The organism is Streptomyces sp. SLBN-8D4, assembly GCF_049739545.1.
GTDB classification, from domain to species: domain Bacteria; phylum Actinomycetota; class Actinomycetes; order Streptomycetales; family Streptomycetaceae; genus Streptomyces; species Streptomyces canus_C.
The window spans coordinates 5,034,140-5,056,040 of record NZ_JBMGQC010000001.1 but is presented as its reverse complement, the minus strand read 5'-3'; the positions used below and the strand labels follow the sequence as shown (position 1 = coordinate 5,056,040).

General features: G+C 67.3%; 17 protein-coding genes. 10 read left to right on the top strand and 7 right to left on the bottom strand.

Annotated elements, in window-relative coordinates; all coding sequences use genetic code 11:
• Window positions 1-8: 8 nt before the first annotated feature.
• Window positions 9-1,226, top strand: a complete 1,218-nt coding sequence (locus tag RKD20_RS22825) for a toll/interleukin-1 receptor domain-containing protein (RefSeq protein WP_424879343.1) — start codon at window positions 9-11, stop codon at window positions 1,224-1,226.
• Window positions 1,227-1,263: 37 nt separating this feature from the next.
• On the opposite strand, the gene fxsT is transcribed toward RKD20_RS22825, so the two are convergent.
• The 4 genes from fxsT to RKD20_RS22805 are packed head-to-tail and all read right to left on the bottom strand — an operon-like array spanning window position 1,264 to window position 9,200.
• Window positions 1,264-5,256, bottom strand: a complete 3,993-nt coding sequence (gene fxsT, locus RKD20_RS22820) for an FxSxx-COOH system tetratricopeptide repeat protein (RefSeq protein WP_424879342.1) — start codon at window positions 5,254-5,256, stop codon at window positions 1,264-1,266.
• Window positions 5,253-6,428 carry an FxsC protein gene (gene fsxC / locus RKD20_RS22815; RefSeq protein WP_424879341.1) on the bottom strand — a complete coding sequence of 392 codons (1,176 nt, stop codon included), beginning with the start codon at window positions 6,426-6,428 and terminating at the stop codon, window positions 5,253-5,255. The genes fxsT and fsxC overlap by 4 nt, the downstream gene beginning before the upstream one ends.
• Window positions 6,340-8,055 (bottom strand): HEXXH motif domain-containing protein, encoded by a 1,716-nt coding sequence (locus RKD20_RS22810; protein ID WP_424879340.1) that lies wholly within the window; start codon window positions 8,053-8,055, stop codon window positions 6,340-6,342. The genes fsxC and RKD20_RS22810 overlap by 89 nt, the downstream gene beginning before the upstream one ends.
• Window positions 8,052-9,200 carry an FxsB family cyclophane-forming radical SAM/SPASM peptide maturase gene (locus tag RKD20_RS22805; protein ID WP_424879339.1) on the bottom strand — a complete coding sequence of 383 codons (1,149 nt, stop codon included), beginning with the start codon at window positions 9,198-9,200 and terminating at the stop codon, window positions 8,052-8,054. Before RKD20_RS22805 ends, RKD20_RS22810 begins: the two co-directional genes overlap by 4 nt.
• 612 nt (window positions 9,201-9,812) lie before the next feature.
• On the opposite strand from RKD20_RS22805, the gene RKD20_RS22800 reads away from it, so the two are divergent.
• Complete coding sequence (locus tag RKD20_RS22800) at window positions 9,813-10,754, top strand: DUF4231 domain-containing protein (protein WP_424879338.1); 942 nt, start codon at window positions 9,813-9,815, stop codon at window positions 10,752-10,754.
• A 23-nt stretch (window positions 10,755-10,777) separates the two neighbouring features.
• On the opposite strand, the gene RKD20_RS22795 is transcribed toward RKD20_RS22800, so the two are convergent.
• The gene (locus RKD20_RS22795) at window positions 10,778-11,272 is read right to left on the bottom strand and encodes a hypothetical protein (RefSeq protein WP_424879337.1); all 495 of its coding nucleotides are present in this window, start codon (window positions 11,270-11,272) and stop codon (window positions 10,778-10,780) included.
• A gap of 740 nt (window positions 11,273-12,012) precedes the next feature.
• On the opposite strand from RKD20_RS22795, the gene RKD20_RS22790 reads away from it, so the two are divergent.
• Complete coding sequence (locus RKD20_RS22790) at window positions 12,013-13,179, top strand: hypothetical protein (RefSeq protein WP_424879336.1); 1,167 nt, start codon at window positions 12,013-12,015, stop codon at window positions 13,177-13,179.
• 1,473 nt (window positions 13,180-14,652) lie between these two features.
• Here RKD20_RS22790 and RKD20_RS22785 read toward each other — a convergent pair.
• Both RKD20_RS22785 and RKD20_RS22780 read right to left on the bottom strand, forming a co-directional pair.
• On the bottom strand, window positions 14,653-15,222 hold the full coding sequence (locus RKD20_RS22785) for a GNAT family N-acetyltransferase (protein WP_424879335.1): 570 nt from the start codon (window positions 15,220-15,222) through the stop codon (window positions 14,653-14,655).
• Window positions 15,219-15,986 (bottom strand): GntR family transcriptional regulator, encoded by a 768-nt coding sequence (locus RKD20_RS22780; protein ID WP_424879334.1) that lies wholly within the window; start codon window positions 15,984-15,986, stop codon window positions 15,219-15,221. The genes RKD20_RS22785 and RKD20_RS22780 overlap by 4 nt, the downstream gene beginning before the upstream one ends.
• Before the next feature lie 474 nt (window positions 15,987-16,460).
• On the opposite strand from RKD20_RS22780, the gene RKD20_RS22775 reads away from it, so the two are divergent.
• The 7 genes from RKD20_RS22775 to RKD20_RS22745 all read left to right on the top strand — a co-directional run bounded on the left by RKD20_RS22775 (window position 16,461) and on the right by RKD20_RS22745 (window position 21,896).
• Window positions 16,461-16,730 (top strand): DUF6284 family protein, encoded by a 270-nt coding sequence (locus RKD20_RS22775; RefSeq protein ID WP_424879333.1) that lies wholly within the window; start codon window positions 16,461-16,463, stop codon window positions 16,728-16,730.
• Entirely contained in the window at window positions 16,727-17,173 is a 447-nt protein-coding gene (locus RKD20_RS22770; protein ID WP_424879332.1) for a Pycsar system effector family protein, read from the top strand. The genes RKD20_RS22775 and RKD20_RS22770 overlap by 4 nt, the downstream gene beginning before the upstream one ends.
• A 56-nt stretch (window positions 17,174-17,229) precedes the next feature.
• On the top strand, window positions 17,230-18,288 hold the full coding sequence (locus tag RKD20_RS22765) for a conjugal transfer protein (RefSeq protein ID WP_424883292.1): 1,059 nt from the start codon (window positions 17,230-17,232) through the stop codon (window positions 18,286-18,288).
• Window positions 18,288-18,635: an RRQRL motif-containing zinc-binding protein gene (locus tag RKD20_RS22760; protein WP_424879331.1), complete on the top strand. Its 348-nt coding sequence runs from the start codon at window positions 18,288-18,290 to the stop codon at window positions 18,633-18,635. Before RKD20_RS22765 ends, RKD20_RS22760 begins: the two co-directional genes overlap by 1 nt.
• 2 nt (window positions 18,636-18,637) lie before the next feature.
• Window positions 18,638-18,955: a hypothetical protein gene (locus RKD20_RS22755; protein ID WP_424879330.1), complete on the top strand. Its 318-nt coding sequence runs from the start codon at window positions 18,638-18,640 to the stop codon at window positions 18,953-18,955.
• A gap of 145 nt (window positions 18,956-19,100) precedes the next feature.
• Complete coding sequence (locus tag RKD20_RS22750) at window positions 19,101-21,224, top strand: FtsK/SpoIIIE domain-containing protein (protein WP_424879329.1); 2,124 nt, start codon at window positions 19,101-19,103, stop codon at window positions 21,222-21,224.
• Window positions 21,225-21,431: 207 nt separating this feature from the next.
• Window positions 21,432-21,896, top strand: a complete 465-nt coding sequence (locus RKD20_RS22745; RefSeq protein WP_424879328.1) for a hypothetical protein — start codon at window positions 21,432-21,434, stop codon at window positions 21,894-21,896.
• Window positions 21,897-21,901: the final 5 nt, after the last annotated feature.

Genomic DNA, 21,901 nt, shown 5'->3' with positions numbered 1-21,901 from the left:
GGAGTCCCATGCCCGGTCCCCATGTCTTCCTCAGCCGCAGCGAACCGCTCGGCTGCACCTGCAGCTGCTGGCCGGCCCGTCGTGCCATGGAGGAACTGCTGCACCAGGAGGGCTGCGAGCCGGTCGTCGTGGACCGTGAGTCCCTGGTACCGGGACAGGACTGGATGGCGGCGATCTCCGACGGCATGGGCAGCGCGCACGGCATGCTCCTGATCGTGTCGAGCCACGCCCTGAGGTCCGAGCATGTGCAGAACGAACTGGCCATGGCCGAACTGCGCAACCGGCACGACGGTTTCCCGGTGATCCTGCTGATGCTGCCGGAAGTCACCCTGGACGCCCTGGAGCAGAGCGGACTCGGGTCGCTCAGCCCGCACAGACGGCAGATGGTGCAGTGGCCGGGCAAGGACGACCTCGACGCCGTACGGCATGACATAAGGCCCCAACTGGACCTGATGCGTGCCGAGTCGGGCGGGGCCAAGGTGCACCACCGGGTGGTCCACCATCTGCGGGAGGTGGACGCGGAGAGCCTGAGCCGGGCCGGTGCGACGCTGGGGGTCCCGCTGGAGACGCTGTCCCCGCTGATGCGTCACCGGCTCGCCTCGGGTCTGCTGGCCGAGCGCCCGAGCGAGCCCGGGTCCGACCCGCTGCGCGCGGCCCTCACCGAACTGCTGCCCCTGTCCGGTCCGGACGCCTCCAGGGAACTCGTCCAACTGAGCGTGACCCATGCCCGGGTACCGCTGGACGAGGCGGCCCGGATGCACGGGGTGCTGGGCGCGGGTTCTCCCAGAGTCGCGGTGCTGCCCGCGCTGTCCACGGACACGGCACGCCGCTACATCCACCGGGCCAGCGAACAGCCGTTGCCCTGGGACCACTTCGTCGTCCCGCTCACCGCGGGCACCGGTGTCCTGACCGATCTGGTGGTACGGATCGGGGAGGAACTCCTCGAGGAGTTCGACATCCACGACGAGGAGACGCTGCGGGAGCACGAGCACGACTTCGGCCCGGTGGTCGTGATCGTCCCGCACCCCCCGGACGCCGACCTGGTCAGGGCGCTCGACACGGCGTACCCGGAGGGGCTGCTGTTCCTGTTCGTGGTGGACGGGGAACTGTTCGGCGCCACCGGGACGCACACCCGCCTGGAGGGCCTGCCCGCCTGGCGGGAGGAGGAGATGAACCGCACGGTGCGACGGTTCGTGCGCCGGTACGGGACCACGTCGAACAACTGACCCGACCGCCCCGGGGCGGTCGGGTCGTACGGCGGGCTCAGGTCGGCGGCATCTCCAGATCGAAGTCGATCCGCCTGCGCTCACGCATCGACCGGACCGTGGGATGGTCCGGGCCGAACTCCTGCTCGGCGGCGAGCGTCGCGCTCCCGAGGTTCTGCTCGGCGTCGTCGTCACCGAGCAGGCTGCGGTCCAGGGCGACGTTGAACTCCGCGCAGAGCACCCGGGGATGATGGTCGCGGTAGAGCTCGCGGTAGGCCTCGCGGGCGACCTCGTCCTCGGCCAGTGCCTCCTCGTACCGGCCCCGAGCGGACAGCAGGCCGGCCCTGTTGGCGCGGCAGGCCACCGTGCCGGGGTGGGTGTCGCCCAGTCGTCCGACGAGCAGCGGGAGCGTCCGGTCGGCGAGTTCCATCGCCTCCTCGGTCTCACCCTGGTTCCTGAGGATGGCCACCAGGTTGGTCGCCGCCGCCAGGGCGAACGGGTGCTCGAGGCCGAGGCGCTCGCGGTAGCGCCTGAAGTTCTGCCGTCCCAGCTCCATCGCCTCGAACCCCCTGGCCGGATCCATCAGCGAGAGGGCGAGCAGGTCGCAGGCCAGGTTGGCCGTGCACGACATGGTGTCGGGATGCCCCTCGCCGTAGCGCTGCCGGTACACGTTCAGGGTGGAGCGCGTCAGGGCCTCCGCCTCGGCGTACTTGCCGAGGCGGCGTTGGGTCACCGCGAGGGACGCGTCCGTGCGCAGCACGTCGTCGGCGTTCTCGCTCAGCAGGCCGACGAAGCGTTTGCGAACCTCGTAGAGCAGATCGAGGGAGCCCTGGTAGTCGCCCGTGTCCCGGCGGTCCAGCGCCACTCCGTTGGCCACGATCCAGGTGAGCCGGTGCTGCAGTCCCAGGGACTGCCTGCACCTCTGATACGCCTCCGTCGCCCGCTCCAGGGCATCACCGGGGCGGCCCGCGAGGCGAAGTGAGACGCTGAGGCTGTTCGCCGACCGGAGAGTCTCCTCGTGGTCCAGGCCGAAGTCCGGGCTGTTGAGGTAGAGCTCGTAGGTCTTGCGGTCCTCGTCGTACGCCTCCTGGTAGCGGCCGAGGCCACGCAGGTCGGCACCGTAGTTGCGGGCGGTCACCAGCGTGTAGCCGTCGTCCTCGCCGAGTTGCGCCCGCTGACGCTGGAGTGTGTCGGCGTCCAGTGCGTGGGCTTCGCGGTAACGGCCCAGGGAGCGCAGCGGGTTGGCCACCTGCGCGGCCAGCCGCAGCCTGAGGTGATGGTCCGCGCCCAGGGACTCCGTCCAGACGTCGAGTGCTTTCTGCCCCAGCGCGGCAGCGGCCCGGTGGTCGCCGATCCGCCACTGGTTGCGGACCTGGCGGATGACCCACTCGCACACCCGCGCATCGGTGTTGAACAGTGCTTTGGACGGCTCCAGGTGGGGCAGCAGCTCCGCGAACCTCTGCCGGGCCGTCGCGCTGTCCTCCGGGGAGGCAGCCGAGGGCAACGCTCCGGCCAGCACGAGTTGTGCCTGGCGCTGAGTTCGCCGCTGTCGTTCGGGATCCTCTCCCAGCCACTCGCGCACCGCGGCCTGGACCAGTCGGTGCACCTGGATGGAACCGCTCTGCTGGTCCACCGTGGCCAGTGCGTACCGTCCGAGGTCACGGATCAGGTATCCCATCACCATGGGGTCCAGCACCGATTCGTCCCCGGTCTCCTCGGCGAGCCGGTTGCGCATGGCGTCGCTGTAGAGGAGGTAGTGCGCGATCGGCTCGGGGGACAGGAAGGCACACAGTTCCAGGAGCCGGACCGCCGCGGGCCGTTCGTTGCCGAGCCGGTCGACGGTCAACCGCCAGACCGCCAGGAGGGACTCCTGCTGGCTGTCCCCGGTGCCGTCCGTGCCGCTCAGGACCGAGGAGACCCGGCTGTTGACCTGATCGAGGTAAGTGTCCAGGGGCATCGCCGTCTGCCGCAGCCATGCCGCCGCGAGCTCCATCGCCATCGGGAAGTCGCCGAGCGTGTCGGCGATCCGGTTCGCGTCCCTCACCGAGAGCCCGTCCACCCTGCGGCGCAGCAGGGCGATGCTTTCGGACCTGTTGAAGGAGTCGACCTCCATGGCGGTCTCGTTCTCCTCGTGCGGAGAACGCCGGGCAGTGAGGATGACGTGTCCCGGTCCCTCGTCGGGAAGGTACCGCTCCACCGTCGTGCCTCCCTCGTCCGTGTTCCAGGTCTCGCCGTTCGCGTCCTGGTTTTCGGTGAGGTTGTCGAACACCAGCAACCAACGACCGTGATCACCATTCTTCAGTGCCGTCATGGTCGCCTGTGCGCGTTCGTCCACCGTGTCGCCCGGAATTCCCAGCTCGAGGCCGAGGTCCGCGAGGAGCTGCGGGATCCGGTTGGGCTGTTCCGCCGGGATCCAGTGCACCAGGTCGTACTGGGAACCGTAGCGGTGGACGTACTCCTGCGCGATCTGAGTCTTCCCGATGCCGCCGAGACCGTAGAGAAAAGCCTTGCCGACGGGGGTGTCCGCGCGCAGCGATTCGGCGCTCAGACTGGTCCGCAACCGGTCCAGGTGTACGTCGCGGCCGGTGAAGGAGTTGTTGCGGCGCGGCACGTTGAAGATCCGGGGGACCAGACCCGGATAGGCGATGGTGCCGGTGACGGCGGGGGGCAGTGCCTGGAGTTCGAGCAGGGCGAAGAGCTTGCCGAGGACCTGCTCGGCGGACGCGTCCACCAGAGTGAATCCGGGCAGTCCGCGCAGTACGGACTCCGGTTGGTGTTCCCGGGTGCGCAGGCCGATGATCCTGGCCCCTTCGGGTGACGTCACCAGAGCCCGGACCTCGTCGGCAACCGGTGTGGTGGCGAAGTCGGGCGAAAGGAGCGCGATGACCACGTCCGCCCCGTCCTCCGAACCGCTGGTCAGTGGCACGGACGCACTGCTTCCGCGCAGCGCCACGGCGATCCCCGCGGACTGGAGCTGGGCTTCGATCCACTCCGCCCAGGCGCCGTCACGCAGCGCGTAGTCGACCCGCACCCGGGGCACGATGCGGCCACCGGGTACCGGAGCCCGCTGGAAGCGCGCGAGCAGCTGCCGGCGCAACGGCTCGTCGACCGGGCGCAGGGCCGTGACCTCCCCGTCCGTGATCACCGAGGTGAGACGTTCGTAGGCGCCCAGCAGGGAGGCGGGCTGGCGGGGCGTGTCCGCGACGGTGGCCAGGACCTCTTCGTAGGCGTAGAAGGGCTTGTAGGGGATCTCCACCGATCCCCAGTACCCGTCGGGATCGGCCGCCCGTGGCGTGTCCTTGAGGAACTCCTGGAAGCGGTGGCGGGCATGTCCCCGGCTGATGGCCAGCTTCTCCTGCTCGGCGTCCTCCACCCGCATGGGCACGGGGAAGATCCTGACGTGCGGGGCGGCCCGCCGTACGTCCGCGGCCACGCTGGCGCTGCCGTCCACCGACTGGGTGTTCAGCGTGAAGCAGTTGACCAGGACATCCGGCATCAGCACCGTGGTGATGCCGGAGGTGTCGCTCCAGCCCGTACGGCTGTCGATCAGGGCGTAGTCGTAGTTGCTCCGCATGTCCTCGCGCAGGGCACGCAGGAAGGCCGCGCCGTCGCGCTGTTCGTAGAACCCCTGCCAGTCGTATGTGTTGATCTTTTCGGAGTACTCCGGAGTCCTCCGCCCAGGGGAGACGAAGAGGACATAGCCACCGCTGTCGAAGGACCATGTCAGCGCGGAGGCGAAGCGCTCCACCCGGGCCTGCCGGCTGTAGTCGCCGCCGGCAGGCCTCGGCCTGGCCAGGTCGAACTCGCGGATCAGGTCGATGACACCGGGGGTGGAGCGCAGCTCCGGGTCGCCGAGGAAGGGAGCGAAGTAGCGGTGCAGCCCCGGCGCCTCCAGGTCCCAGTCCATGGCCAGTACACGTTTTCCGTTGCTGGCCAGGATCCAGGCCACGTTGGCCAGGGCCATGGTGCGACCGGTTCCACCCTTGAACGAGTAGAACGTGACGACCGTGCCGGAGTCGCGGGTGCCGGCGTCACCCGAGTCGAACGTCATGACGAATACCTTCCGAGCAGGGGAAACGTATGGAGGCCATCGGTCGGCGTTGCCGGCGACCGCACGGCTTCCATGGACTTGAGCGCCTCGTTCTGGAGGCGGATGAGAACCTTGCGCAGGGAAGAGGTGAAACTCTCCACGTCCGGCAGTCCCCAGCGTTCGTACTCACTGTTGCGTCCGCGCATCAGCGGGAGCGCGCGGTTGAGGAGTTCGTCCAGGACGACGGCCTGTTCGGCGGACTCGGTGTCGTCGCGGGCCCTTGGTTCGAGCGCCGTGGTCGCCTCGGGATTCCGTTCGTCGACAGCTGCCAGCAGCCGGTGCTTCTCCCGCCGCAGGGCCACCCACGCGTCGACCAGCAGCACGACGAGTTGCTCGGGCTCCTGTTCCCGGCTGATCCGGTCGACGGTCTCCTCGTCCAGCGGCAGCACGGTCGCGGTGAAGTCCAGGGCGGTGGCGGTGTTCTTCACCAGGGAGATCAGCGCCTCGTGTTCCCCTGGCGCGTAGGGGGACCAGTCCAGCGGCGTCTTTCCGTAGTACTGGTGAGAGTGCCGTTCGCCCGGCACGTCCTTCTGCGCCGTGGACGCCACGACGAAACTGACGGCCTGACTGCCGGCGGGCGGGGGCGCGCCGAGGGGCGAGTGGCTGCCGGCCGCGTCGAATCCGTGAACCTCGGGAAGTTGTTCGGCGGCCGCGACGATGCGGTCGGCGACGGCCCTCACCACCTCCTCGTACTCGGACCGGTAACGCGCCTTCAGCCGCAGCAGGTGCAGCAGTCCGTCGAGCCGGTAGGCCTCCGACCGCACGCTCAGGGGCTGATACGGGACGACGGCGTCCAGCGCGTGCGCGGGGTCGGGCTCCCACATGACGGGGACGACCGCGTCGGCGCTGCGGCCGGTCCTGGAGCGCTGCATGTTGAGCCGCCGCTGGAAATAGGACAGTTCGGCCCGGCAGTAGGACTGGGTGAAGTAGCGCGGCGAGTGCAGCACGACCAGGATCGTGGACCGGCCCAGCAGATCCACCGACACGTCCGACGAGTGCGGGCTGCCGCGGACTCCCACGGCCTCCGGGGAGCGACCGGTGCGCTCAGCCACGGCCCGGCAGAGGTCGTGGAAGAACGACGCGACCCACTCCTCGTCGACGGTGCGCACGTGACTCAGGTAGAAGTGGCTCACGGTGACTCCAATTGCTTTGCCCCGACATCAGCCACGTCAAATCGGCTTGATATTCGAATAGAGGAGAAAGAAAAGTAAAGGGTTTTTGCGCACAATAGGCGGCATTCGACATCCCGTCGCAGGCCCAACGCCGCACACTCCGCTCCGCCCACGCCCCCTCCTCCACTCGGTCGACCGTTCCGTCCCCGTGTGCCGCAACGGCGGGACCGCCGTTTGCCGCACTGCTGGTCGATCTCGGAGGTGGCGGCCGGCCTCGGGCCGCACCGGACGGAGGGGCGCCTTCCGTCTCCACCCGGACCACTCGGACAGGCGTCGATCTCCCGGTGTCCGACCCCACGGACGGGTGAATCGCGCGCGGCCCGCCCACCCGGAAGCCGAACAGCTCCGCTTCATCGGTCATGCATTCGACGAAGTACGTCCCCCAGGAGGTCAGGGCGGTCTTGTTCCGCCGCAGCACGCGCAGAGCCGCGACCACCTGCCGGCCGTACCGGTCCAGACGTGCCTCGGCCGCGCGGGCCGGCTCGCCGTCGAGCGTGTGGTAGACACGCGACCAGAAGTCCAGCAGGCCGAGGTGGGCGTGCGCCCCTGTGAGGACGGCGTTGAGGGGGCGGGGATCGGGACGCCAGCCCACTTTGTGGTGCGTCCGGTCGTGCGGATCGGTCAGGTCGACCAGATCGGTCAGCGCCGCCAGGGCTATGTGGCTCGTCTCGTGGAGGGCGGTCTCGGCCAGCCGCACCGGGTCCTGCTCGGGAGCGACCGCCACCGCTCCGTACGCCTCACGGGTGGACGAGCTGCGACCCCGCCCGCGAGGGCCGGGCTGCAGCGGGACCAGTGCCGACCACAGGGCGGCACAGTCGGCGGTCCGCCCGGGCATCAGGTCGTTCAGCAGACTCCAGGCCTGTTCCAGCACCGCGTGCCAGGCGGCCAGTTGCACCGAGGTCTGCCGGGGCTGGACCGGAAAACCGTGGACGTTCCGGTAGGGATCGGTGTCCTCCACGACCAGCGACAACCGGTGTCTGCTCGCGCGTGACGGAACCACCAGGCGGTGGGGCGCGAACCGGCGCGCCGGGCCGTACCGGTGCCCGTTCTCACGCTCGCTGCCGCGAAGGTTCACGTCCCGGTCCGGGAGCTCCAGGCTCCAGCCGTCCAGCCGGACGGTGCTCACGCCCTCCGGCAGCCGGACGCCGCCCAGTGTGGGAAGCCAGAGCAGCCTGTCACGGGCCGGGAGGTCCAGTCGCGGTCGTATGCCGGCGCGTAACGCGGCGGCATACCCGAAGGTCCCCAGCCGGGCGAGGTCGACAGCGAGGTCGTCGTCCGCGCAGGTGCCGTGGAGGGCGCGTAGGCACCGCCTGAGCCAGACGCCGGCGTGCGGGTGCAGCAACACCGTTTCGAAGGCCCGCGGATTCGCCGCGTAGGCCTGGACGCACAGGTCCCAGCCGAGGGACGCGCCCTCCCCCCACAGGTGGGGAACGGCGCCCCGGGCGGAATCGGCAAGGCCTTTCAAAAGCAGCAGACGCTGGCTCGTCTGTCCTTTGCGGAGCACCGCCAGCGCCGGGGCGCCAGGACGGCAACGGGCCAGAGCGGCGAAGTCGTCGGCCGTCATGCGTAACGCCATGGGTTCGGTCACGAGGCCCTCCCGAACCACTCCCTGACATCGGCCACCACCCGGTCCCGGATACGCGTGGTGAGCAGGCGGAGATCGGCACAGTAGACGCTGGGATTGTCGAATCCGTTACGGGGGTGGAAGCGGTGGGCCCGCAGTCCTCCACCGCACAACCGGACCACGGGACAGACGAGGCAGTCGGCGGCGAGCGGGGCCGGTCCCGCGCCGCGGGCCGCCACCACCGCCGGATGACGGGCCACCGTGTCGAAGTCGTGGTCGAACAGGTTCAGTCCGGTCGCCGCGGCGCCGTCGTAGGCCGCCTTCAGGTTGTCGGGGAGTTCCACCGACAGGTCGCTCTCCACCACGATGAAATCGGAGACCGCCCCCACGGTCCCCGACAGGGCCCGGCCGCTGAGCGCGCGTTCCATGATGTCCTCGAAGCGAGGGATCCGCGTCTCCTGGACCGGCGCGGTGTACCAGCGCTGAAAGACGGCCAGCAGCCAGTCGGCGTAGGGCGTCGCCAGTGAGTCGTGTCCGGGCGGCGGATGCTCCCACGTGCTGTGCGGCAGAAGGAAGTTGATCATCGGGGGTTCGTGCGAGAGCAGTTCCTCGTACACCGCGACCGGGTCGTTGGCGAGGTCCACCGTGCAGAGCAAACCGCTGTATCGCGCTCTGTTCTCCGGTCGCCTCAACAGTTCCAGCCCTTTCAGAACGGCGGTGTGGCTGCTCCGGCCGTTCCTGGAACGCCGATGACGGTCGTTCGCCGTGCGGTCGCCGTCGAGGCTGATCCCCACCGACATTCCGTAACGGTGGAACAGATCCAACCAGTCGGAATCGAGGAGTGTCCCGTTGCTCTGTAGTGAGATATCACAGTCGGACACACCTCGTAGTTCGGATGTCAAGACCGACACGATGTGTTCGATCCGCTGTTTTCCGGCAAGGAGCGGCTCCCCGCCGTGCAACACGATGCGGACCGCGGGCAGGGCATGGGCCCTGGCATGCTCCGCCACCTTCTCGGCGAGCCTGTTGGCCGAAGCCTCCGGGATCACACTGGGTTTACGCCGCCAACTGGTGTCCTGAAGTTCGTAGACATAGCAATGATCACAGGCGAGGTTGCACTGCTGGTGGACCTTGACCACCCATTCACGAAAAGGCCGTACCTTCCGCATGTGCCACCTCCCGGGCCCCGGAGCCCCTCCGTGTCGGGCGCGATGCGGTGTCCGGCGGCAGCGCTGAATCGAACGAGGATGCACTGCCGTTCGGATCCCCGTGGTCGTACACGATCCGCCTGACGGTCTGACCGAGTGGGCCGGCGGGCAGGGCAGCGAGATCCCGCTCCGACTGTCCGGCCAGGTCTGGCATCCCCAGATCCACATCGGTCGCTGGCTTCTCCACGAACCCCCCGTGCTCACTCGTACCACCACACCCGGCGGTTGCTCCGGGCACGGTGGTGTGGATGTGGTCGTTGTGGGCGTGCGTCGACCCGCAACTCGGTTCGGAGCATGCCGAGTTGCGGGCGGATTCATGCGGTTCTGACTTCAGGGAAGCACACTGATCGCCCGGCGGCCAGGAACCCGTGGCCGTGCTCCTCGGCCAGCGGCCGGATCTCGCCATGATGCCCACCAAGGCCCCCTCGACAACGCGGTGTTGGCACCCGCACGACTCCAAGTCACCATGAGTCTTCCCCTCTTCATGGCGAGGTGACCCCCATGGCGGCAACCACACCCGGGCGAAACGTTCCTGGGCCGCGCGCGACGATAGGAAACGACGATCTGCCGCCGTTGTTCCGTTCCAACGACCAGTGGGCGCTGAATCGTCAGAGCGAGGCGTTCCGGGCCAGCACGACCCAGCTGTCGCTCCTGCTCGTGGCGACCGTCTGCGCCACCCTGGCCGACCACTTCGACAGCCATGTCCTCACGGCCCTGTCCGCCGTGTTGTACGGGCTCACCGTGGCCACCGGTGTCGTCGTCCAGCGCCGCCGGGCACGCGCCCACTGGCAGGCGCACCGGGACGCCGCCGAGACGGTCAAGTCGCTGGCGTGGCAGTACATGGTGCACGGCGGGCCGTTCCACTCCGAGGTGCCCGATCCCGACGGGCTGTTCAACCAGCAACTGGAGGAACACCTGCGGGCGTTACGGCGCATAGGCTGGCAGGAACCTGCCCATGGCCCCGGCGGGGAGCCGGTCGCGGGCGCGTTACCGGGCTCGGGTCAGGCCAGGAGCACTTTGTGGGACCCGGCCAGCCGTCAGGAGGCGGACGATCCGCGCCACCCCCAGATCACCCGCGCCATGCGGGCGGTACGCGAGAAGTCCTTCGCCGTCCGGAAGGACATCTACCTGCGCGACCGTGTGATCGAACAACTCGGCTGGTACGGCAGCCGGGCCGTCCAGGCGCGCCGGTCCGCCGCCGTCTGGTCCGCGCTGACCGCGCTGCTGACCCTGCTGGCCCTGACCGCCGCGGTGGCCCGGAGCGCCGGCATCGCCTCCGGCTGGGACCTCAGCGGCCTGCTCGCCGCCTCGGCCGCGACCGGCGTCGCCTGGCTGCAGACCCGCCGTCACCACCCGCTCTCGTACGCGCACGCGCTGGTGCGGGAGGGACTGGAAACCCAGCGGGCCGTCCTCGCCCAGAGCGTGGCCGAGCAACAGTGGCCCCGGGCCGTCTCCGACACGGAACACCTGATGCTGCCCCAGCACACGGACTGGCTCGCACGGTTCGGGGGATGAGGCGGGCCGGGGCGAGGTGGGCCTCAGGGACGCCGCGCCCCGGGACGCCACAGGACGTTCACCGGTACGCCCACACGACGGGCGTAGGCCACGATGTCCCCCGTGCCCCCCGGACCACGCGCCGGCTCGCCGTCCCACACGGCCACCAGCCGGTCCGTGTGGTCCACGATCCAACGACCGGCCGCCGCGTACGCCTCCTCCCGGGTGCGTTCGACCGGCAGGTCGACCCGGTCCGCGCAGGCGAGCAGCAGCCGGCGGAACGCGCCACGGACCGCCTGCCCGCCCAGGTGACGTTCGTAGTCCGTGCCGGGGATCACCGCGGTGACGGGAATCCCGCTGCGCAGTGCGAGGTCGGCGAACAACTGGTCGGCGCCGCCGGCCAGGGCGCTGAACGCCTCGACGCGACCACCCGCGGCCTGGTTCTTGAACTCGTCGAGAATTCCGGTGCTGACGCACTCCAGCACCGGCTCGGGGATGTCTCGGTGGCCGGTGACCCCGATCCGAGTCGTACGCTCCACGCTCGCCGCCACCCCCGTGAGAACCGGTCAGGACGCCCTGCTTCCCTACCCAGTCCCGACACCGGAGCCACACAGCCTGCCCACCCCGCACCCGAAAGGGGCGTCTTCCTCGGGCGGAGGCCCGGCGCACTCCACCTGGACGCCATGAACCACGCCCGCAAGCCTCGACGTGGACCACGAACGGCGAGAGCCCCTGCCCGATCTTGCCGGCCAGAGGCTCTCATCCGCTGCGGTGGGTGTGGGATTTGAACCCACGGTGACATCGCTGCCACGACGGTTTTCAAGACCAGTCAGTTACACGCGGGCACTTGAGCCTTGACCTGCGCTTGGGTGCACGAAGCCCATCACCCTGACCTAGGTTGGCCAGAGGATGGCCGCAGGGATGGCGCAGCAGGCTGCAACGACAGGCTGGCAACTACGCATTACAAGTTGTGTGATCTTGATCCGGGGGCGTCCGCCGATGTCCAGCGCGGGAGAAGTCACCTGGCCAGTGGGGTTGCCGCACGTCACCGGATGTAAGCGGACGGCTGCGCACCTGGCACCAATCGGGACCGCGACTGAGACCCCACCTCCCAGTCGGCCGGGCAACAGCGGGCAGGACGCACCGCATGACCTGCGGGCCCACGCCAGTGAGGTCCCGACGGATGGGCGAGTGACACAGTCTGCGCTGCGCCCTCACTCAAGGACAGGGAGGTAGTACTCGGCGAAGTCGTGGACCGCCAGACTCAAAGAGGGTCATCATGTCCATCCATCACATGGAGGAGGCAGCCATCAGCGACACAATGGCGGGTATGATAACCGTTCTCTTTTATGTAGGAGTCTGCCTCTCTACATGCATATGGTTTTTCCTAAAGGCACGTCACGAGCAATCATTGCGTGACCACAGCTGGCGAAGGGTTGGCCTTTTCGCAAAAAGGAGAGACAAAAAAAGAGAAAAGAATTTCACAGAGACGGCGAAATACATTGCGGGGACCCTCACCAACTACGGCCTTACGCCACCTCTCGATGAGTCAGCACTCAGCAAAGCGTTGCTCACAGCCGATAGAGCACGACATGGAAGGGTCGCATCGTTCCAAATCCAGAGCCTCTGGGCATTCCCTCTGGTAGTATTTCCAATACTCGCTGCCGGTCGCCTAGATCCACGCCTGATGCACGCGAAAAGTTTTTGGAAAATCACCTACGGTCCAGGCTTCGGGCTGCAAATAGGATCTCTCGTGATTTTTGTCGTTCTTTTGATTTCAACCAATAGAACACATAAGGCCAGATTAGCGGCTGATGGTTTCGTTTCCGCTGTTCGAGAGACCGTCACCTGTCTTCGAATATTCCTCGAAGTGCGATCCGGTAAAGCTCAGCCAATAGAGCTCGATGCAGCCATAAATGACTTGTGTAGGGACCTCACGGAATACGCCCACTCGGGTCAAGTTAACGTTCCGTCTGTGCGCCGTCAGGAACTAGCACTACACGTCCAAGCCGTAACGGCCACGCTCGAAGATGCCAGCAGGCAGCTGCTCACGCGCGGCTGGGCTGACGAACCTAGGGTTTTCGAACTACTAACATGCGTGCTGAGTAGGCTTATCCAAGGTCGCTGGCACGGCCTGCTAGATGAAAGCGAATTTTCCGAGCGAGGACGGAATGCCGTCTCACAGATTGCGAGTGACGCAACCGACTCGAAAAAAGATCAGAGAGTCGTTCTACTCGGCATCGTTGCCTCATTTGTTGTTGTTGCTTTGGCTACGGTCGCTGGAGCCCCTGCAGGAATAACTCTTGGACTGGCCGGAGTCGCTGCCATCACTCCAGCCGCGTCATCAGGACGACTGGGTATGAGTCCTGGTTCCGCTTTTCAACAAGTCCGGGATAGTTTCCAGGGTAGACGCGAATCGGCTGAGACTGATGACGGCTCCAACTAAGGGGTCGCGACTGGCGAAGCGCTAGTCGTCTAGAATTTCACGGCTCTTATTAGAGGCCGGGATGCGCCCGAGGCGTTCACACAGATACAGCAGACACAGGAAAAACAGTGCGGGATCATCGGGCGACGAGTACAGGGGGACCTGTGAAAGTTACTTGGGCGCGAGCTGCGGTGGATACTGCAGTCAGTGTGACTCTAATTCCGATTCTTGGCCTATTGATTGCGCAAGCGCTTTGCGCTTTCCTGTCCGATAAGACGCCATGGCGTGACTGCAGAATATTTCCCGCCATTCCGTTCACGGTTCATTCTGATGATGCGGAGGTGAGGCGCAAAGCGCGGACTTCTAGTGCAGTAAGTCGCGCTTTCGGGTCTCCGATCGCTATTTCCTACAAAAACCTACTGCAAGACGCTCGATATGCCGAAGGCGTGCGTGCGGCACTTAATGCGTTGGGTAGTGCAATATTGGCATTGGTCGGACTGGGGATGGTGGCGATACTTGTCTACTTTACCGTCTTGACGCCTAATGACCCTGGGTTGACACCTAGAGACGTGAGGGATGTGGGTCAAGCGGCCGGGATTTTGGGTGCAGTGGTGCTTTTCTTGCTGCGGCTTCGTCGTGGGTTCGGGGGCTGGGATCGCGATTTGTCTGACCTCACTGCTATAACTCTCTGCCTTGATCTCCTTTCGCACTGCTGGGGAATTGCTCGCGGTGAGGAAAAGTTGTTGGACGTGGAGTACTATTGCTCACGTCTGTGCGCTCGCCTCGGAGACTTTGCTTCTAGTTCAAATGCTTTCTCCGATCCAGAAAGGAGGGAGGCTGTGCTGAATCATGTGGCATTGGTTCAGAAAGAGCTGACGCTTCATTCGGGTCGGGTTCTTTCAGGCGGGGCAGCGGATCTTCCTGGGATGGTCAAAGTGACTGGCCTGCTGCTCGAACGCTTACTTGAGCAGCGGTGGCTTGGTCTCCTTGATTTGCCGGACAGTGGAGAGATCGAATCGACTGTTCGTTCATCTGCAGAGACGGACCCTCCACGAGACGGCTTTATCGTAATCTGCGGGTCAATTGCTGCCGCTCTTATGATGGGCGCATCGGCAGCAGCCGGTCTTCCCGTAGCAGGCATGATGCCGGGGGCTCTTATGCTCCTGCTGGGTCCTGCAATGTTCTGGGGAAGAAATAGGCTAGGGGTGTCTCCGCGGATTGTCCTTGACTCAATCAGGAATTCCGTAATAGGGGAGGGGCGGCAGGGTGGGGAGCAGCAGACTGGCTCCAGCGAGGGAAATGAGAGTACCTAATTTGTGGAACTAGTACTTCAGCAGTAGATCGTGATCAAGCGCCGTGAGACGCTGCCCTTCGTGATCGCCAAGCTGCAGTGTGTGATGTTGGACTGTGCCGATGTCATTGCGCTGTCCCGGTTCTAGCTGGAGTACTAGGGGTGGGCTTGCTCGGCCCCCCGGCTCTGCTGAGGGACGCCACTCAGGCCGCAAATGGGAGGCGATCGGGCTCTGGCGTCCGATCCGTGAATCCGTGATCGGCCAACCGTGCCGGCCGCTGCGCGAGCCAACCGGACACCCTTGGACCACCGTTCACCGCTCCGCCTCCCCGGACCGTACGAACGTGCGTGAAGCCCTGTTCGACGTAGTACCGCTGGAGCGCGTCGTTCGTGGTCCATGCGTCCAGCCGAATCCACCGGGCCCCTGCACGCCGCGCCCGGTCGCCCGCCCAGTCGAGTAGTCGACCGCCAAGGTTCTGCCCCGCGTACTCGCGGGCCACAGTGAGCTTGTTGATGAACATCGACGGTTCGGTCAGTTCGTCGTCAGTCCAGAGGCCGTCTTCGGCGTCCGGGGTGAGCGTGATGGTGCCGGCAGTTGTGTGCCCGTCGCGGAGCATGAACACAGTGCCCGCTTCGATCGTGCCGAGGAGCTTGTCAGCCGGATATGGGCGGCTCCACTGGTCAGAACCGAGCCCACGCAGCCAAGCCGCGGCTTCCTCGCGGAAGGCTAGCAGCTTGGCTACATCGTGCGGCTCTGCAAGCGTGATGATCATGTGTTCTCGCTTCGGGCGGCCAACTCGCCGATCTCGTAGTTCATCCGGTTCAAGTCGCCCCGGAAGGTGGTGATGGTGCACCGGATCGGGCAGTCAGCCGAGTAACCGGTTCGCGTCCAAAGTAGAACTGGTACGCCTGCGCCGATCTCCAACAGCCGCGCTTCTTCCGGGGTTGGCATCCGTGCGGCGATTTCGTCGAAGTACCCAATTTGCTCGATGCCTTGAGCAGCCAGGTAGCGGGTTGTGCCCTCTTCAATGTCTCCAGGCTCAGCCAGTCGCGGTGATGCGTCGACCAGCCACGATGGATAGTAGGTGGCCTGTGTGGACCAAGGAACGTCGTCCACGTAGCGATGACAAAACCGCAATACTGCCGTCGTACCGGGCTCGACCTTCAAACGCTCAGCGACCTCTTGGGGCGCCGGCAGCATCTCAACTCGGAAGGTCTGGTGTGGCCGCCGCCCCGCGTTAGTCACATCCGTGCTGTATGCGTCACCGTTCTGCGGGAAGGTCAGGTTCTCGAAGCGCGAGGCGTTGAGTTCGAACACCTCTTGCGACTTCACCTCGTAGCCAAGCCCTTGGCTGGACGAGATGAGGCCCTCTCCGACCAGCAGGCTTAGGCCGTTCCTGATGGTGTTCCGCGACGCGTCGAACCGCTGCTGTAGGTCGTTCTCGGAAGGCAACCGAGCGCCGGGCGCGTAGGTGCCATTGGCGATCTCGCGACGTAGCACGTCCGCGACCTGTCGGTACTTCGGCTGCTTACTCATGCCTTCATCATGACGCACTCGCGCAACTTGTTGGTACATGCAGGCCCAACCCCCTTGACGACTCACTGTCCGTGGGTGCAGCATCACCACATCAGCTTGTACCAACAAGCTGAGCAGGTGGTGCAACACCATTGAGTATGCCCGCCTGCGCTGACAGCGTCCGGAGGAAAGCCCGTGAGGGCGAGTACAAAGTGAACGCGGATTGGTTGAAAACTCAACAGAGTGCTGAGGGAATCCCGCCCTACCTCCGCGACCAAGCGGGCGGGCGCGCACGGGTTCTGTCCCGTGCGCGGTACAGCGCAATCCGACCTTTCCGCAGCTCATGTGCTGTGGGCCGGTTGCCTCCGCCGCTCGTCTCGTACGAGCGGCGCTGAGGGGAGCCGGAATGACCGACTTCAACGGCGCGCGGCCCCGGGTGGCTAGACCCGGGGCCGCTGTTCGGGCCGTTCCCCTGCTGAGAGGACACACGACCCAATGGAACTCATCGTTACTGGTCAGGCCGCTGTTACCGCGTTCGCCGACCTCATGGAGCCGACGGATGCGGAGCTGGACGCGATCGAGCAGGAGATGTCGCTGATCCTGGCGGACGTCGACCTGCTCGACGCGCAGATCATCACCCTGGACCGCACCCCGACCGAGCTGGACGCCCGCCGTATCCGCCGGGCCCGTAACCGGGTGCTGAGCGAGCGTAGGGCCCTGGCCAACCGCGCCGCCGGCATCACCCTGCCGGAGGTCGGCGCATGAGCACCACCGACCCGAAGCTGACGGCCGCGCACGCTGAGGTGAAGGCGGAGATCGCGCGGACCGACAACAAGGTCGCGCTCCTGTTGGCGTTCGTCGGCGCAGTGCTCGCCGGCGCGTGGACCATCGCCCGCGACCTGCCCCTGACCCCGCCCGCCTTGATCGTGGGCGGACTCGGCATGACGCTCCTGATCGCGGCGGCCGCTCTGCTGCTGCGCTCGGTACGCCCCAACCTGACCGGCCGGCACGGCTTCCCGCTGTGGGCCACCCTGACCCCCGACCAGATCACCGACGCCGTGACGCGGGATCTGGCCTCCGACGTTGCGGGCCTGTCCCGGCTCGCGGTGGTCAAGTTCACCGGCCTGCGCCGGGCGGTCGACCTCACCCTGACCGGAGGCGCCCTGCTCATCCTCGCCCTCCTGCTCACCGCCGGGGGTGCGCTGTGAACCGGACCAAGCTGACGAACATTCAGATCGGTGTGCTGACGGCCGCGTTCGTGCCGATGCTCGCCACAGGCGTGATCGGCGGTATCGGCACCTACAGCAACATCGGCCACGCCTACGGACGCGGCACCGCCCTCGGAGCTCTCGCCGCCGGCGAGGGCGCTACCGCTGTGCTTGCCCTGGTCCTGCTCGGGTTGACCATGCTTGGGCAGTCCTCGCCGCGCGTCGTACGGATGGGTCTGTGGGCGCTGCCCGCCGCCGCATCGGTGATGGGCGCTATGGCCGCGCCTGACCCGGCCCGGACCGTCATCTACGCCCTAACCCCGATGGGCATGTCCGTCTCCGCTGAGGGCATGGCGTTCCTGGCGCGGCGGATCGTGGTGCACACCGACGGTCGCGATGCGGAGCACGAGCGGCACACCGCCGATCTCGTGCAGGCTCTCGCTTACCACCGCGCCCGCGCCGCTCAGCATCCGACCGAGTGGGTCAGGAAGTTCTCGGAGCGTAAGTCGTGGCGTCTGGCCCGCCGGATCGGCGTCGGTGACACGGCGCTTGGATCGAGGCTGCTCGATGTCCAGCGCGATCGGGTCACCGAGGGCGCCGATGCCGCCCTCGCGTCGATGTTCGGCACCCCCGCCGCCCCCGCACTCACTGCGTCAACGAATGCGGAGGAATCCACCAAGAACATCAGGAAACGGTCTACGGCTGACCTGGGGGAATCGACCCCGGCCCCGGCCGTGACGTTGACCCGGCTTCCGGTGCCGGAGCCGGTCGCGGTCGACCTGGGCAAGTCGATTCTTCCGCTCAAGCCGATGCCCGCCATCCCCGCCCCAACCCCGGCGCCGATCGCGGCCCCGGTGGGGCGGACCGTGGCTGCCGGATCGACTGCGCCGCGTGGGGTGACCGGTCGGGTTCCCGACGCTGCCCGATCGCCCCGGCCCCGGCGCACCCCCGATCAATTGCTCACTGAGGCACGGTCGGTGACCGCCGCTCTGCCCGATGCGAAGGTGACCGCTGAGGGCATCCGCCGCGCGATCCGCACATCGCCGGCCAACGCCCGCAAGCTGCGTGACGCGCTGCTCGCCGAACGCGCCGCCACGGCCGCCGCGACGTCCTGATGGGCACGCTTCCGGTGTTCCGGTGGCGTCTGGCCCCGGACGGTTACGCCACCCGCCGCCAGCTCCGGGCGCTCGACTTGCGCCCCGGCGGTCAGGACGTGGCCGCTCAACTCGAACGGCCGCGCCGCCGCCGGGGCCCGCTCATCGCCTACCTCTACCGCGTTGACCTGGCCAAACCGGTCCGCCCGATGACCCCGGCACGGTGGGCGGCCCTGGCCAAGGCCAACACCGCGCGCCGTACCTGCCCCGCCTGCCGGCGGGATGCCGGATACGTCATCCCGCCCTCGCTCGGCATGTGCGGGACCTGCGCCTTCCCCGACAACTCACCTTCCCTCAGGAGTGCTTGACCATGGGCAAGCCCAACACCCGCCGCCTGGACAAAGAGATCCAGAGGACGGAACGCAAGCTCGAAGCGGTCCGCAACGAGGAAATGTGGCCCCTGACCAGCTCGGAACGGCGTCAGGTCATGGGCGCCCTGGCCTCCGGCTCCTACCGCACACTGCGGGCCAAGAGCACCGGCCGCGCCGAACGCAAGCTGGAGACGGTGTGGCAGTCGGTGCAGACCCGGCTGATCGCCGAAATGACCGCGCTTCAGACCGAGCGTCAGCGCATCGTCACCGAGGCCGCCACCGCCAAGGCCGCCAAGAAGTCGTCGGGCTGGTGGTGACCGCGCCCACCAGCGCTCCCCCGCCGCGTGACGCGCGGCCCGTACGCCTCGAACGTCGGGGTGGCCGTCCCTGCCACGGACCCGGCCACCCCGGCACCCTCCCGCAACTCCCGCCCCGATCGGGGCAGTCAGGAGTACTGCCAGCATGTCCGAGAACGTCGTCAGCCTCCACAAGCACACCGAAACCCCTGATCAGGATGCGTCCGTGACCACGCTGACCGTGGTCCCCGACCCCGCCCCGGCCAAGCCCGTTCCACTGTGGGTACGCTCCGGGCGCGCCGTGCGCACGGCCGTCACCCACGAGACCACCAGGACGACCGCCCGTGCCGTGGTCCGTCACGGCCTCTACACCGTCAACGGCGGCCGGATCGTGGCCCGCCGCACGTGGGACGGGAAGACCGGTGCCCGCTACGAGCGCATGCTCCGCGCGGCGGAAGCCGCGGGCAACTACGAGGTAGCGGAGGAGTGGGAGGAGCGTCTTCAGCGCTTCCGCGAGGCCCGCCACCGCCGCCGCATGGACCTGCTCCACTCCCCGGTCGACGTGGCCAAGGGCGTCGGGGTCGGGGTCGGCATGAGCATCGGTGTGCTGGTCGCGCTCGGGGTCGTGATGGCCATCAACAACCACGACATCAAAGACGTGATCACCCCGCTCGCGGCCACGATCGAGTTCATCGGCCTGCTGATCCGGATCGTGCAGGTCGTATGGGGCCCCGCCCTCGTGATCGGCCCGTTGCTGGCCCTGCTGGGCATGTGGGCGGTCGGCAGCAAGCAGCAGGCAGCACCCGCATGGGTCATGCCTGCAGGCGTCCGGAACAGCGAGGGGGAGCCGATCACGCCGTCCATCGTCGTCAAGGCCCTGCGGGATCTCGGCATCCCCGCGATGCGCAAGGCGATCACGGAGATGGGCGACGCCGGCGCGTCCATGCTGGGCCCGATCCGGATCGCGGGATGCGGTGTCGAGGTCGACGTCACCTTGCCCTCGGGGGTGGCCACGAACGAGGTGCAGGCCAAGCGGCGCAAGCTGGCGGAGAACCTGACCCGGCACGAGCACGAAGTGTTCATCACCATCCCTGAGGCGGCCCGCACCGTGCGCCTGTGGATCGCCGACTCCGGGGCGCTGGATGAGCCGATCGGGCCGTCCCCGCTGGTCACCGACGAGACGATGACCGCCAACTACAAGACTGGCAAGGCGCCGTGGGGCCAGGACCTGCGCGGCGACGCGGCCACCCTCAGCCTGTACCAGCGCCACGTGCTGGTCACGGGTCTGTCCAACCAGGGCAAGACGGCCTCGCTGCGGGCGCTCGCCCTGTGGCTCGCCCTGGACCGCTCGGTGCAGTTCTGGCTGGGCGACCTCAAGGGCATCGGGGACTGGGCCATGTTCGACGGCATCGCCGACGTGCTCATCCAGGGCCCGACCGACGACCACGTCATCCAGGTCACCGAAATGGTGGAGCGCGCGGTCGAGGAGATGAACCGCCGCATGGACGTGCGCCTCAACGACCCGACCGCCACCTTCCCGCCCCTGATCGTGATCGTGGACGAAGCGCAGGTCGCGTTCATGTGCCCGGTCAAGGACGACGACAAGCGCCCCTACGGCGGATCGTCCTCGACCTCCCGCTACTTCATGGCCGTCCGCAAGATCCACAACCAGGGCCGTGCCGTGGACGTGCTGATGTGGCAGGGCACCCAGGACCCCACCGACCAGAACCTTCCCAAGCTCGTGCGCGAGGGCGCCCACACCCGCGCCTCCCTCGTGCTGGGCACCGAATCACAGGCCGTAATGGCCCTGGGAGAAAAGGCCGTCAACGGGGGTGCCGCCCCGCACCTGCTGCGCCAGGGTCTGGACAAGGGAACGCTGGTCGTCGCCTCCGACGGCATCACCATCCCCAAGGGTCAGGCGTCCATCACGGTGCGCACCCACTTCATCGACGACGACCCCGCCAAGGCGATCGCCGCCCGCGCCAAGGCCCTGCGCGACGGGGTGACCACGTTGACCGTGATCGAGCGAGGTGAGGAGCGCGATGCACTTGCCGACATCGCAACCGCCATCGGCGAGTCGCCCCGCCCGCTGACCACCGACGTCCTCAAGCGGCTCGCGATGCTCGACCAGGACGCCTACGGCCGCTGGACCAACGGCGACCTCAAGCGCGTGCTGGAGGCCGCCGGCGTCGAGTCCTACAAGTCCCACGGACGCATGGTCATCCGCCGCGAAGACGTCCTCACCGCGCTCGCCAACCGCGACGACGAGGATTCCGCTTCCGCCTCCTGAACACGGGGAGGCCAACCCCTCCGCCCCGGGGAGGCGGGGAGAACTCCCCAACCCCCTCCCCACCCCGCCTCCCCCACGTTGATCAGCGAAAACACCGTTTCGGGGAGGCGGGGAGGCATCCCAGGTCAGCCCTCTGAAACCCCCTCCACAGCGCCCCTGCAAGGGGGTGCCTTTGCCTCCCCGGACCACCCTCCGAAGGGATTCCGCATGTACCCCAAACCTGTCCATCACGCGGCCGCTGAGCGGACCGTGGAAGTCCACCAGCCGACCCCGCTTCCGCCCGCAGTGAGGGCGCCGGCACCGCTCGTTTCCGTCCAGCCGGGCACCGTGCCGTCGGTGGCGAGCATCGTCCTGCCCGACGGACGTGTGGTCACCGGCTACGCCATGAGCCCCGTGCAGCCCGAACCCCTTGCGGCCAAGCCGCCCGTCTCCCGCGCGGCCGTGAACGTCGCCCTCGGGGGCGTCGGCTTCCTCGCGGTGTGCGGCGGCCTGCTCCTGCTCACCACCTTCATCACCGCCCTGACCGCGCTGATCACTCAGCTCATCACGCTCGCCGCTATCTGCTTCGGCGGGTTCGTGGCCGTGCAGATCTTCAAGCCGCACGGCCACCAGAGCGGGAGCACGGTCAACATCCGCAAAGCGATCTTCAAGCGGAACAAGTTCCACGGATGACCTGC

Excerpts from the sequence above, each read along its gene's own strand:
- RKD20_RS22785 (WP_424879335.1), bottom strand. The coding sequence starts at position 15,222 with ATGATCATCACGCTTGCAGAGCCGCACGATGTAGCCAAGCTGCTAGCC.
- RKD20_RS22765 (WP_424883292.1), top strand. The coding sequence starts at position 17,230 with ATGCTCGCCACAGGCGTGATCGGCGGTATCGGCACCTACAGCAACATC.
- RKD20_RS22805 (WP_424879339.1), bottom strand. The coding sequence starts at position 9,200 with ATGCGGAAGGTACGGCCTTTTCGTGAATGGGTGGTCAAGGTCCACCAG.
- RKD20_RS22770 (WP_424879332.1), top strand. The coding sequence starts at position 16,727 with ATGAGCACCACCGACCCGAAGCTGACGGCCGCGCACGCTGAGGTGAAG.
- RKD20_RS22760 (WP_424879331.1), top strand. The coding sequence starts at position 18,288 with ATGGGCACGCTTCCGGTGTTCCGGTGGCGTCTGGCCCCGGACGGTTAC.
- RKD20_RS22750 (WP_424879329.1), top strand. The coding sequence starts at position 19,101 with ATGTCCGAGAACGTCGTCAGCCTCCACAAGCACACCGAAACCCCTGAT.
- RKD20_RS22775 (WP_424879333.1), top strand. The coding sequence starts at position 16,461 with ATGGAACTCATCGTTACTGGTCAGGCCGCTGTTACCGCGTTCGCCGAC.
- RKD20_RS22755 (WP_424879330.1), top strand. The coding sequence starts at position 18,638 with ATGGGCAAGCCCAACACCCGCCGCCTGGACAAAGAGATCCAGAGGACG.
- RKD20_RS22780 (WP_424879334.1), bottom strand. The coding sequence starts at position 15,986 with ATGAGTAAGCAGCCGAAGTACCGACAGGTCGCGGACGTGCTACGTCGC.
- RKD20_RS22745 (WP_424879328.1), top strand. The coding sequence starts at position 21,432 with ATGTACCCCAAACCTGTCCATCACGCGGCCGCTGAGCGGACCGTGGAA.
- RKD20_RS22790 (WP_424879336.1), top strand. The coding sequence starts at position 12,013 with ATGTCCATCCATCACATGGAGGAGGCAGCCATCAGCGACACAATGGCG.
- RKD20_RS22825 (WP_424879343.1), top strand. The coding sequence starts at position 9 with ATGCCCGGTCCCCATGTCTTCCTCAGCCGCAGCGAACCGCTCGGCTGC.
- fxsT (WP_424879342.1), bottom strand. The coding sequence starts at position 5,256 with ATGACGTTCGACTCGGGTGACGCCGGCACCCGCGACTCCGGCACGGTC.